General features: G+C 63.5%; 13 protein-coding genes. 8 read left to right on the plus strand and 5 right to left on the minus strand.

Features of this window, described 5'->3' with window-relative positions:
* Window positions 1–502 precede the first annotated feature (502 nt).
* From IVA87_RS32880 to IVA87_RS32890, 3 genes are read left to right on the plus strand one after another with little or no spacing between them, the layout of a single operon-like run.
* The gene (locus IVA87_RS32880) at window positions 503–955 is read left to right on the plus strand and encodes a (2Fe-2S)-binding protein (protein ID WP_247302116.1); all 453 of its coding nucleotides are present in this window, start codon (window positions 503–505) and stop codon (window positions 953–955) included.
* Window position 956: 1 nt separating this feature from the next.
* Window positions 957–3,269 (plus strand): molybdopterin cofactor-binding domain-containing protein, encoded by a 2,313-nt coding sequence (locus IVA87_RS32885; protein ID WP_247337266.1) that lies wholly within the window; start codon window positions 957–959, stop codon window positions 3,267–3,269.
* A gap of 54 nt (window positions 3,270–3,323) precedes the next feature.
* Window positions 3,324–3,581: a hypothetical protein gene (locus IVA87_RS32890; protein WP_247280477.1), complete on the plus strand. Its 258-nt coding sequence runs from the start codon at window positions 3,324–3,326 to the stop codon at window positions 3,579–3,581.
* Between the two features lie 259 nt (window positions 3,582–3,840).
* Here the strand turns inward: IVA87_RS32890 and IVA87_RS32895 are convergent, their stop codons facing one another.
* The 4 genes from IVA87_RS32895 to IVA87_RS32910 all read right to left on the minus strand — a co-directional run bounded on the left by IVA87_RS32895 (window position 3,841) and on the right by IVA87_RS32910 (window position 8,024).
* Window positions 3,841–5,568: a methanol/ethanol family PQQ-dependent dehydrogenase gene (locus IVA87_RS32895; RefSeq protein WP_247280476.1), complete on the minus strand. Its 1,728-nt coding sequence runs from the start codon at window positions 5,566–5,568 to the stop codon at window positions 3,841–3,843.
* A 116-nt stretch (window positions 5,569–5,684) separates the two neighbouring features.
* Window positions 5,685–6,338, minus strand: coding sequence for a Rieske (2Fe-2S) protein (locus IVA87_RS32900; RefSeq protein WP_247302121.1), 654 nt, complete (start codon window positions 6,336–6,338; stop codon window positions 5,685–5,687).
* 235 nt (window positions 6,339–6,573) lie between these two features.
* Window positions 6,574–7,038 carry a group III truncated hemoglobin gene (locus tag IVA87_RS32905; protein ID WP_247337268.1) on the minus strand — a complete coding sequence of 155 codons (465 nt, stop codon included), beginning with the start codon at window positions 7,036–7,038 and terminating at the stop codon, window positions 6,574–6,576.
* Window positions 7,039–7,172: 134 nt separating this feature from the next.
* Window positions 7,173–8,024, minus strand: a complete 852-nt coding sequence (locus IVA87_RS32910) for a 3-hydroxybutyryl-CoA dehydrogenase (protein WP_247302122.1) — start codon at window positions 8,022–8,024, stop codon at window positions 7,173–7,175.
* A 237-nt stretch (window positions 8,025–8,261) separates the two neighbouring features.
* Between IVA87_RS32910 and IVA87_RS32915 the strand changes: the two genes are divergently transcribed.
* The 5 genes from IVA87_RS32915 to IVA87_RS32935 all read left to right on the plus strand — a co-directional run bounded on the left by IVA87_RS32915 (window position 8,262) and on the right by IVA87_RS32935 (window position 11,078).
* Window positions 8,262–8,606, plus strand: a complete 345-nt coding sequence (locus IVA87_RS32915) for a helix-turn-helix transcriptional regulator (protein WP_247302124.1) — start codon at window positions 8,262–8,264, stop codon at window positions 8,604–8,606.
* Between the two features lie 11 nt (window positions 8,607–8,617).
* Window positions 8,618–9,097 carry an ArsI/CadI family heavy metal resistance metalloenzyme gene (locus tag IVA87_RS32920; RefSeq protein WP_247302126.1) on the plus strand — a complete coding sequence of 160 codons (480 nt, stop codon included), beginning with the start codon at window positions 8,618–8,620 and terminating at the stop codon, window positions 9,095–9,097.
* Between the two features lie 15 nt (window positions 9,098–9,112).
* On the plus strand, window positions 9,113–9,523 hold the full coding sequence (gene arsC / locus IVA87_RS32925; protein ID WP_247337270.1) for an arsenate reductase (glutaredoxin): 411 nt from the start codon (window positions 9,113–9,115) through the stop codon (window positions 9,521–9,523).
* A complete protein-coding gene (locus IVA87_RS32930; protein ID WP_247302131.1) occupies window positions 9,523–10,227 on the plus strand; it encodes an MIP/aquaporin family protein in 705 nt (234 codons plus the stop codon). The genes arsC and IVA87_RS32930 overlap by 1 nt, the downstream gene beginning before the upstream one ends.
* A 152-nt stretch (window positions 10,228–10,379) precedes the next feature.
* Complete coding sequence (locus IVA87_RS32935) at window positions 10,380–11,078, plus strand: ABC transporter permease (protein ID WP_247302134.1); 699 nt, start codon at window positions 10,380–10,382, stop codon at window positions 11,076–11,078.
* Here IVA87_RS32935 and IVA87_RS32940 read toward each other — a convergent pair.
* Window positions 11,052–11,861 (minus strand): substrate-binding domain-containing protein, encoded by an 810-nt coding sequence (locus tag IVA87_RS32940; protein ID WP_247302137.1) that lies wholly within the window; start codon window positions 11,859–11,861, stop codon window positions 11,052–11,054. The two genes, IVA87_RS32935 and IVA87_RS32940, sit on opposite strands and share 27 nt — an antisense overlap.
* Between the last annotated feature and the right edge of the window lie 68 nt (window positions 11,862–11,929).

The raw sequence follows: 11,929 nt of genomic DNA on the forward strand, positions 1-11,929 counted from the left end.
GTATGTGAGGGCCATCAGCTCCTCAGTCCTGGTCTCTGAATGACTGCGCAGGGCCGCCGGCTTCTGTTTGAAGTTCGCGGTACTTGCGTTTCTCCCTCCCTCGACTGAGGCACCCTGCTTCGTCCGTACAGTCTTCTGGCGGACGAAGCTTTTTTTGGTTGCGCCCGTTTCGCAAGCGCGCGGCATCAAGCCGCGCCCTGCTTTTGACAAACCGTCGATGCAATCTTTTCCCGGTGAGAACACTCGGCTGTGAACGCCGAGCCGGCGCGACCTCTGCTACGATCGCGTCGTCACGATGCCGCGCGAAATGCAAGCAATTAAGAACAAAACGGGAGGTATCGAGCACATCCGGAACATTGCGATTCGTATTCCTGCCGCCCGCTGGGATCTGCCCGTGCGGGATGACGGGCCGGGATGCGGCGCCACGACGCAACCGGCATTGCGCTCCGGCGGCGTCAATGGGTTTTGAATTGAACATGCTTATGAAGAGCGAGGGACGATCATGATCAAGGTGAAGATCAACGGGCAGGAACAGAGCTGGGACGGCGACCCGGATCTCCCGCTACTCTGGTTCCTGCGTGACGAAGCCGGACTGACCGGCACCAAATACGGCTGCGGCCAGGCCCTGTGCGGCGCGTGCACCGTCATCGTCGACAAGGAGGCCGTCCGCGCCTGCATCACGTCGATCAACGACGTCGCCGGACGCGAGGTCACGACGATCGAGGGACTGCACACTAACGGCGATCACCCGGTGCAGAAGGCCTGGCGCCAGCTCAACGTGCCCCAATGCGGCTTCTGCCAGGCCGGCCAGATTATGCAGGCCGCGGCACTGTTGATGGACAACCCAAAACCCTCGCACGACCAGATCCGCGAGGCGATGTCCGGCAACATCTGCCGCTGCGGCTGCTACCAGCGCATCGAGAACGCCGTCCATCTCGCATCGACGGGAGTGTGACATGAATTTCATCGACAATCCCCGCAAGCTTCGCGGCTTCGAAAAGCACGTCAGGGTCGAAAAAGTCTCGCGCCGCAGCATTCTGAAGGGCCTCGGCGTCACCGGCGGCTTCGTGCTTGCCGCCCCCGTGATGTCGCGCCAGGCCTTCGCCTATGAAACCGGTGCCGGAAAGATGCCGCATGGCGTCGTGGTCGATCCGCGCGTGTTCGTTTCGGTCGCGCCGGACGGCATCGTCACCATCGTCGGGCACCGTTCGGAAATGGGCACTGGCGTGCGCACCAGCCTGCCGCTGATCGTGGCCGAGGAGATGGAAGCCGATTGGACCAGGGTCAAGGTGCAGCAGGCCCATGGCGACGAGGTCAAGTACGGCAACCAGGACACCGACGGCTCGCGCAGCACGCGGCATTATTTGATCCCGATGCGTCAGATCGGCGCCTCCGCCCGCACCATGCTGGAGCAGGCCGCGGCGAAGCGCTGGGGCGTACCGGCGACCGAGGTGAAGGCCGTCAATCACGAGATTGTCCACAGCGCCAGCGGCCGCAAGCTCGGCTTCGGCGAGCTCGCCGCCGATGCCGCCAAGGAGTCGGTGCCGAGCATCGAAGGCCTCAAGCTGAAGGACCCCAAGGATTTCCGCTATCTCGGCAAGGGTCAGATCGGCATCGTCGATCTCCACGACATCACCACCGGCAAGGCAGTTTATGGTGCCGACGTGCGGCTGCCCGGCATGAAATATGCCGTGATCGCCCGCCCGCCGGTGACCGGCGGCAAGCTGGTCTCGTTCGATCCCGACGCGGCGCTGAAGGTCCCCGGCGTCGAAAAGGTGATGCAGGTGCGCGGCTGGCCGTGGCCGTCGAAGTTCCAGCCGCTCGGCGGCGTCGCCGTGATCGCGCGCAACACCGGCGCCGCGATCAAGGGCCGCGACGCGCTCAAGCTCGTGTGGGACGACGGTCCCAACGGCAAATACGACTCCGTCGCCTACCGCAAGGAGCTCGAGGAGGCGTCGCGCAAGCCCGGCCTCGTCCTGCGCAAGGAGGGCGATGCGGACGCCGCCTTGAAGAGCGCCGACAAGGTCATTGTCGGCGAGTACTACATCCCCCATCTCGCCCATGTGGCCATGGAGCCGCCGGTGGCGGTCGCCGACGTCAAGGGCGACAAGGCGGAGATCTGGGCGCCGGTGCAGAGCCCCGGCGGCACCCGCGAGGACGTCGCCAAGACGCTCGAGATTCCCGAGCAGAACGTGACGGTCAATGTCACGCTGCTCGGCGGCGGGTTCGGACGCAAGTCGAAATGCGACTTTGCGCTCGAGGCCGCGCTGCTCTCCAAGGAGCTCGGTGCACCGGTCAAGGTGCAGTGGACGCGCGAGGATGACATCCATAACGGCTTCCTGCACACCGTCTCGGTCGAGCGGATCGAGGCCGGCCTCGACAAGAGTGGCAAGGTGATCGCCTGGCGCCATCGCAGCGTGGCACCCAGCATCGCCTCGACCTTTGCCGCCGGCACCGTGCACCAGGCGCCGTTCGAAATCGGCATGGGCCTTGTCGACATGCCATTCGAGATCGCCAACATCTCCTGCGAAAACCCGGAGGCGGCCGCGCATACCCGCATCGGCTGGTTCCGCTCGGTCTCGAACATCCCGCGTGCCTTCGCGGTGCAATCGATGGTCGGCGAGATCGCGCAGGCGACCGGCCGCGACCAGAAGGAGACCCTTCTCGCGCTGATTGGCAGCCCGCGCATCGTAAAGCCCGAGGTGAAAGACCTTTGGAACTATGGCGAGCCCCAGGACAGCTACCCGATCGACACTGCGCGCCTGCGCAAGGTGGTCGAGCTGGTCGCCGAGAAGGGCGAATGGGGCCGTCAGGTCCCGAAGGGCCACGGCCTGGGCATCGCCGCGCACCGCAGCTTCGTCAGCTACATCGCGACGATCGTCGAGGTCGCGGTCGACGACAAGGGCAAGCTGACGGTGCCAAGGGTGGACACGGCGATCGATTGCGGCACCTATGTCAACCCCGAGCGCATCGCCTCGCAGATCGAGGGCGCAGCGATCATGGGGCTGAGCCTTGCCAAATATGGCGAGATCACCTTCAAGGACGGCAAGGTCCAGCAGAAGAACTTTGACGACTTCCAACTCGTCAGGATCGACGAAGCTCCCGCAGTGACCAACGTCCACATCGTGCCGCCCGGACCCGACACGCCGCCCAGCGGCGTCGGCGAACCCGGCGTTCCGCCGTTCGCGCCGGCGCTGATCAATGCGATTTTCGCCGCGACGGGAAAACGTATCCGCTCGCTTCCGATCGGCAAGCAATTGGAGGCCTAGCGGGGAACGCAATACGGCTCACACCGTTGCCATCGATCTGACAGGAGCAGATCGATGACCAATATCTCAAAGGCGCTCGCAGTCTCGCTGTCGGGCGCCTTTCTTTTGACGAGCGCCGGCGCATTCGCCCAGAGCAGCACCAGCCCGCCGACAACAGCGACGCGCCCCACCACACCGGACCAGAACTCGCTTCCCAACGCCAACGCCCCGCCCGCCTCGACCACCCAGACCACGGGGCAACACAATCCTGATCCGAAGGTTCGGGAGATGAACCAGAAGGAGAAGGACAAGGTCGAGCGCGAGGGGAAGTAGTTATCTGACGGCTGCGCATGGATCCCTTTGCGGAGAGGGCAGCGACGCTGGCCATCACGATCTCGCTTGGATGAGCGGTTTGTCTCCACGCCAATCTCACGATGAGTGCGCGTGAATAGAACCCCTCATCCGGCGCGCGCAATGCGCGCGCCACCTTTTCCCACAAGGGGAGAAGGAAGATGCAAAAATGCGGCGGACGTTGCCGTCCGCCGCATTCGCCACCCCCCTGCTGCTCCGCTTTTTCGATCCGCCCGCGGAGCTATTTCTTGAGCGCGAACACCCAGATCACGCCGCCCTGCGGCACGTTGGCTTCGATGCCGATGTTGTTGGTCGCAAGCGCATCCTGGATGCGCTGAGCGTCCACGCCCCATCCGGACTGGATCGCGATGTACTGCGTGCCGTCGATCTCATAGGAGACCGGCATGCCCATGATGCCGGAGTTGGTCTTCTGCTCCCACAACAATTCGCCGGTTTTGGCGTGGAAGGCGCGGAAGTTACGGTCGTTTGTGCCGCCGACGAAGACGAGATCGCCTGCGGTCGCCGTCACCGAGCCGAACAGCTGCGACTTCGGGAAGTTGTGCTGCCACACCTTCTTGCCCGTCGCGGGATCCCAGGCCTGGAGCTCGCCGAAATGATCCGCGCCGGGCTTCGTCTTGAGGCCGATATCCTCCGGCTTGGTGCCGAGCCAGAGCTCGCCAGGCTTCAGCGCGACCTTCTCGCCGGTGAACCCGCCGCAGAAATTCTCGTTGGCAGGCACATAGACGAGGCCGGTCTTCTGGCTATAGGCCGCGGACGGCCAATCCTTGCCGCCCCACAGTGAGGGGCAGAACTCCACGCGCTTGCCGATCACCGGCTTGTGCGCGGGATCTACGATCGGCTTGCCGCTCTCGGGTTCGATGCCCTTCCAGACATCGGTGGAGACGAACGGCCAGCCGGCGACGTAGTTGATCTTGGTCGGCGTGCGCTCGAGCACCCAGAAGATCGCGTCGCGTCCCGGATGGACCAGGCTCTTGATGTTGCGGCCATCGCGCTGCAGGTCGATCAGCATTGGCGCCTCGACCTCGTCCCAATCCCAGGAATCGTTCTGGTGGTACTGGTGATAGGTTTTGATCTTGCCGGTGTTGGGATCGAGCGCGAGCACCGAGGAGGTGTAGAGATTGTCGCCGGGATGGGTTTCGCCAGGCCATGGCGCGGCATTGCCCACACCCCAGTAGATCGTCTTGGTCTCCTTGTCGTAATTGCCGGTCATCCAGGCCGAGCCGCCGCCGTTTTTCCAGTCGTCGCCCTGCCAAGTGTCGTGACCGGGCTCGCCTTCGCCGGGAATGGTGTAGGTCCGCCACAGCTCCTTGCCGTCCTTGGCATCGTAGGCAGCGACATAGCCGCGCACACCGAACTCGCCGCCGGAGCCGCCGACGATGACCTTGCCTTCGACGATCAGCGGCATCAGGGTCATGTACTGGCCCTTCTTGTAATCCTGCACCTTGGTGTCCCACACCACCTTGCCGGTCTTGGCGTCGAGCGCGACGACGTGGTCGTCGGTGGTGGCGAGATAGAGCTTGTCCTCCCATAGGCCGACGCCGCGGCTGGTCGGATGCAGCTGGAATAAATCGTCGGGGAGTTGCCGCTTGTAGCGCCAATATTCATCGCCGGTCTTCGCGTTCAGCGCGATCACCTGGCCCATCGGGGTCGCCACGAACATCACGCCGTTGTTGACGATCGGCGGCGCCTCGTGGCCTTCGACCACGCCCGTAGCGAAGGTCCAGACCGGCGTGAGGTTTTTCACATTCGAGGCGTTGATCTGGTCAAGCGGGCTGTAGCCGTGCCCGTCATAGGTGCGCCGGTAGAGCATCCAGTTGCCGGGTTCAGGATTTTCCAGCCGTTGCGCGGTGACTGGAGAATAATTCTCGATCGGGCCTGATACAGCGGCGGTCGAGGCAAGACACGTGAAGGCGACGAAGCCGGACAGTAACCATTGCTTCCTGGTCATGGACGTTCCCCTTTTCAGCCATTTGAATTCTTGTTGTGAATTCTTGTCGTTCGTCCCGTCGTCCGCCCATCGGCGGATGCGGCCTCTCCTGACGCGGGCACGGCCCGCACTGTCCGTCATCCCGGCTGCGCGCCTCCTACCTTTCCGATGAAATTCCCGGAGACACTGAGCGAACCGTCAACGAGCGCCAGCGGCAGCGCCGCAAGCCGTCGCGGTGCCGGCCCGAACACGACCTGCGCGCCCTCGCGGGGATCGAATTCGGAGTTGTGACACATGCACTTGAACACCTCCTTGTCGCCGGCATCGCTCTTCACCCAGGCGGTGACGGGACAGCCCGCATGCGAGCAGATGGCCGAATAGGCGATGATGCCGTCGACGGCACGCGCACGAGTCTTCTCGTCGAACTCGGCGGGATCGAGCTTGATGATCAGGATCTCGTTGAGGCGCGAGGCGCTCCGCACCACCGACGTGTTGGGATCCTTCGGCCAGGCATGGACCGGGGGCCCGCCGGCCGGCACATCGGCCGCAGTGATGAGTTTTCCCTCCTTGTCGCCTTCGGAGAAAACGAGCACATCGCCCTTCTGGGGCCGCTCGTCCGAGCCAGGTGGATCTTCACCTGCGCGCGCCGCTTGGGAACAGCCGAGACACGCGGTGGTCGCGAGCGCGGCAAGCAGCAGCGTTCGCCGCGTTTGCTCGATGCCCGCGTCGGCTTCAGGTTCCGCAATGGGTTTGGAGGGTGAGGAATGGGCGGTGGACGGTGCGCGCGACATGTCTATTAGCAGGCGCTGGAACTCTGCCAAAAACAAGGCAAAGAATTGGCACTGCAGTGCATCAATATGGCTTTACTCGCTTTGATTGCGCGATCATCAGCCCATTCAAAGGGATTTTCGCGATTTCAACGTCACACCGCGCGATCTGCATGATGATTTTGCAGATCAGACCAATGATGCTGGAATTGGTGCACCGCGCTCTTCGTTGCGGAGCGCAAACGCGGAGCAGATCGCTCTAGGACCGGAGCACGTGGCGCGGCGATGCGATACGCCCTGCGACCGTCGCCGACGCAATTTCGAAACTGTCGGCGATGCGCCGCGCCTTGTCTATGAAGAGCGCGGCCGCCGCCGGCGGGCAGATCTCGCGCGCAGTCTGTTCGAACAGGTCGAGCCAACGGTCGAAGTGGTCGCCACTCAGGCTCAGCGGCAGATGCGCCCGCATCGGCGAACCACGATAGCGGCCGCTCATCAGAACGACCGATGACCAGAAATCGGTGAGCTTGGCGAGATGCTCGTCCCAGTTCTGGACGATCGCAAAAACCGGACCGAGCAGTGCGTCCTCGCGCACCCGTCCATAGAAACGGGTGACGAGTTCCCCAATCATCTCCTCGGTGATCCCGGTGCGCTCGATCGCATCCTCGGTCAGCAGGTTCCGCCGCGCAGCCGCCGCGTCGCGCTCGGCCTTCAGTCGATCCGACATGTCCTTCGTTGTCCGTTCCGTTGTTCCCGCGAGCCCCCGTTCGACATTGTCGGGCCAATTGCGCGGCGTCTTTGTCGCAGCGCAAATTGCGGGATCTAGCGGCGGACGCTGAACGCCCGCCGCTGATGCCTTCATCAGGCGCTATAGGTGTAGAAGCCCTGCCCGGTCTTGCGGCCGAGATGACCGGCATCGACCATCTCTTTCAGCAGCGGGGCTGGCCGATATTTAGGGTCGTTGAAGCCTTTGTAAAAGACCTCCATCACCGAAAGCATGGTGTCGAGGCCGACGAGATCGGCCAGCGCTAGCGGCCCGATCGGATGGTTGCAGCCAAGCTTCATGCCGGCGTCGATCTCTTCCGCCGTCGCGATCCCTTCCTGAAGCGCGAAGATCGCCTCGTTGATCATCGGACAGAGGATGCGGTTGACGGCGAAGCCCGGGCTGTTCTTCGCCGTGATCGCCACCTTGCCGACCCGCCTGGCGAAATCGAGCGCCTTGGCGTGGGTGTCGTCGGAAGTCTGCAAGCCGCGGATCAGCTCCAGCAGGGCCATCACCGGCACCGGGTTGAAGAAGTGCATGCCGATGAAGCGGTCAGGGCGGTCGGTCGCGGCGGCGAGCTTGGTGATCGAGATCGAGGAGGTGTTGGTCGCAACCAGCGTGCGCGGCGACAGCGTCGCGCAGAGATCCTTCAGTATCTTGACCTTGAGCTCCTCGTTCTCGGTCGCCGCCTCGATGACGAGGTCGCAATCCGACAGCTTCGACCGGTCCGTGGTGCCGGTGATGCGCTTGAGCGTCGCCTCGCGATCGGCCGCCGACATCTTCTCCTTCTTGACCAGCCGCTCGAGGCTGCCCCCGACGGTCGAAAGTCCGCGGTTCACCGCAGCATCAGAAATATCGACCATCACGACCGAGAGCCCGGCCGCCGCGCAGACCTGCGCGATGCCGTTCCCCATGGTGCCTGCCCCGATGATGCCAACGGTTTGGATCATTGCGTCGTGTCCTTCATGCTTGGGCGGCGCCAGGACGGCTCAGCCCCGTTGTTTCTGCATCAGGGTCTAGCACCCCCACCGGGCGCGTGCGACCTGATCGTGCCACTCCTTAAAGCATCCATCGCCGGAATAAAGTCGCCTACCGCTGAATGCTGCGACCGACCGTCAATTCGAGACTGGGTAGACCCCCTACGCTCTCGATTGACAGCCGTCCATTATTTCCATAATCGTTGAAATATGGAAACGAACGATGCCGTCGCGGCGCTCGCCGCGCTTGCACAGGACAACCGTCTCGAGGTCTTCCGCCTGCTGGTGCAAGCCGGGCCCGACGGCATGACTGCCGGCGCTGTCGCCGAAACTTTGGATCTCGCCCCCAACACACTGACTTTCCATTTCGACCGGCTGCGGACGGCCGGACTCGTGACCGTCCGGCGCGAGGGACGCTCGATGATCTACGCGGCGCGCTTTGAGACCATGAACGCGCTCCTCGGTTTTCTGACCGATAACTGCTGCGGCGGCGTGTCGTGCGCTCCGGCCACGCCTTCGAAATCCGCGCGAAAGCACAGCAGAGTGCCAGCCTGAAAGGACCGACCATGAAGCGCCTGCATGTTCACGTGTCCGTCGAAAATCTCTCTCACTCGATCGGATTCTACTCCGCCTTGTTCGCTAGCGAGCCCTCGGTCGTGAAATCCGACTATGCCAAATGGATGCTGGACGATCCCCGGGTGAATTTTGCGATCTCGACGCGCGGACGCGCGGCCGGCCTTGACCATCTCGGCATCCAGGTCGAGACCAGTGAGGAACTCCAGGAAGTCTATACGCGGCTGCGCCAGGCCAGCGGCAACGTGGTCGAGCAAGGACAGACCACCTGCTGCTATGCCAAGTCGGAAAAATCCTGGATTGACGATCCGGCCGGCATCGCCTGGGAAACCTTCTACACCAGGGGCGAGAGCACCGATTACGGCGACGGCAGCGGCGAGAACCGGGCGCGGGTCGCTCACAAGAAGCGGGAGCAGCAATCGGCCTGCTGCGCGCCGCAGGCAGCGCCCACAGCCTCGCAGGCGTGCTGCTGAGCACGAGGACTCCCCATGGATGCGATCATCTATCACAATCCCGATTGTGGCACCTCGCGCAACACGCTGGCGATGATCCGGTACGCCGGCATCGAGCCGCACGTGATCGAATATCTGAAGACGCCGCCATCGCGCGCGCTGTTGCAGCAGCTCATCGCGCGCATGGGGATTTCGGTGCGCGAGGCCGTTCGCGAGAAGGCGGCGCCCTATGCGGAGCTCGAGCTCGATAACGCGGCGCTGACTGACGACGAGCTGCTCGACGCGATGATGGCGCATCCAATCCTGATCAACAGGCCGATCGTGGTGACGCCGAACGGCGTCAGGCTCTGCCGTCCCTCCGAACGGGTGGTCGATCTGTTGCCGGCGCAACAGGGCGAATTCGTCAAGGAAGACGGCGAGCGCGTCAGGCTCGATCGCGGCGCCTGATGTCGGGCCTGCGACAGCGCGCCTTCGCCGAAACGCTTGGGACAGCGTTCCTGCTTGCCGCCGTCGTCGGCTCGGGGATCATGGCGCAAAAGCTCGCCGCCGGAAACGTCGCGCTGGCACTGCTGTGCAATACGATTGCCACGGGCGCAATCCTCGTCGTGCTGATCCTGATGCTCGCTCCGATCTCGGGTGCGCATTTCAATCCAGCGGTGACGCTGGCACTAGCTTGGCGCGGCGAAACGTCATGGAGGGACGCCGCGATCTATCTTGTCGCTCAGATCACCGGTGGCATCGCCGGGGTTGAGATCGCACACCTTATGTTCGAGCTTGCAGTCCTCCAGCATTCGCTCACGGAACGCGCCGGCGCCGGACAATGGCTGGCCGAGGCCGTGGCGACCTTCGGTCTGCTGTCGACGATCCTTGGCGTCCGGTATCGGACACCCGCCGCGGTTCCTTATGCCGTCGGCCTTTATATTACTTCGGCTTACTGGTTCACGTCATCCACGTCGTTCGCTAATCCCGCGGTCACCATCGCCCGCGCGCTGTCTCATACGTTCGCGGGTATTGCCCCGCGGGACGTGCCAGCTTTCATCGCCGCTCAATTCGTAGGGGCAGTTCTTGCCGTTGTGGTGGCGCGCTGGCTTTGGAGCCCAGCCTCTGTAAAGCCGAACGCCGCCGAGATCACATCGGGAACGCCTGCATAACGCGGCATTTGACGGTTATTTTGCGCTAAATCGCCTGTCCAAATCATCTCGCCCGAGTATTCTGTCGGACTCGCAGAGACCAATCCCGTGATTCGATTGCGCGATATCGACGATCCCGAGGCATCCTCCCCGGCGCAACAGCGTCCGGCCGGATGAACGAGTTCGCGCAATCCATTGTTGCCGCCTTCACGCTGATCGGCGAAGTGGACGCCGAACTGCTCGGCATCGTCGCCTTGTCGATTCGTGTCAGCCTGACCGCCAGCATCGTCGCGTTGCTGATCGGTGCCCCATTCGGGGCCCTGCTTGCGATCACGCGCTTCCGCGGACGTCAGGTCATCATCATTCTGACCAATGCCTTGCTCGGTCTTCCGCCGGTCGTGGTCGGGCTCGCGCTCTACCTCCTGCTGTCGCGGTCCGGCCCGTTTGGGCCCGCCGGCTTGCTGTTCACGCCAACTGCCATGGTGATTGCGCAGACGCTGCTCGCGACGCCGATCGTGGTGGCACTGGTGCACCGGCCGGCCAGCCTGCTGTGGGCGGAGTATGGCGATCTGGCGCGGATCGACGGACTGTCGGCGCTGCGCAGCATGGCACTCCTGTTCGCGCTGGGACGGACCTCGCTGCTGACGGCCTTTCTCGCGGCCTTCGGCCGCGCCATCGCTGAAGTCGGCGCCATCATCATCGTCGGCGGCAATATCCGGGGCTTCACCCGCACGATGACAACGGCGATCGCGCTGGAGACCAGCAAGGGCGACCTGCCGCTGGCACTGGGGCTCGGACTGATCCTGCTCGCGCTCAGCGTCGCGGTGTCAACCATCGCGTTCCTGCTAGTGGGACGCGTTGGGGAAAAATAGCTGCTCGCCGCCCACCTTGTAGCCTGCGATCGCGTCCTGCCCCTTGGATGAGATGAGCCAGTCTATGAAGGCCTGCCCGTCCTTCACCTTGACGTTCGGATGCAAGGCCGGATTCACCAGCATAACGCCATACTGGTTGAACAGCCGCTTGTCGCCCTCGGTCAGGATGGCGAGCTCACCCCGGTTCTTGAACGAGAGCCAGGTGCCGCGGTCCGAGACAAGATAGGCATTCGACGACGACGCCATGTTCAGCGCTGGTCCCATGCCCTGGCCGATCTCCCGATACCAGCCGTCCTTGGCCGCACTGAGATCGACGCCTGCCTCCTCCCATAGCCTCAGCTCGGCCGCGTGCGTGCCGGACTTGTCACCGCGCGAGATGAACGGCGCCTTCGCCGCCGCGATCTTGCGCAGCGCATCAGTGACGTCCTTGCTGCCGGCGATCTGCGCCGGATCGCTCTTGGGACCGACGATGACGAAGTCGTTGTACATGACGTCGAAGCGCTTCACGCCCTGCCCCTCGGACATGAACTTGTCTTCGGCAACCCTGTCATGAACGAACACCACATCGGCGTCGCCGCGCCGCCCGATGTCCAGCGCCTGGCCGGTGCCGACGGCAACGACCTTCACGTCGATCCCGGAAGCCTTCGAGAACAATGGCAGCAAATAGCCAAACAGCCCCGACTGCTCCGTCGACGTCGTCGAGGCCACGGTGATTGTGCGATCCTGCGCCAACGCGATGGTGGACCAGAGCAGAAGCGCTCCGATCGCGGCGATCTTCCTCATACGTATCCTCGAACAAGCAACGGGCTTCCTGAATAGCCACGAACGGACGAGACGGGAACCGTCAAATT

The organism is Bradyrhizobium sp. 147 (assembly GCF_023073935.1).
GTDB lineage: Bacteria > Pseudomonadota > Alphaproteobacteria > Rhizobiales > Xanthobacteraceae > Bradyrhizobium.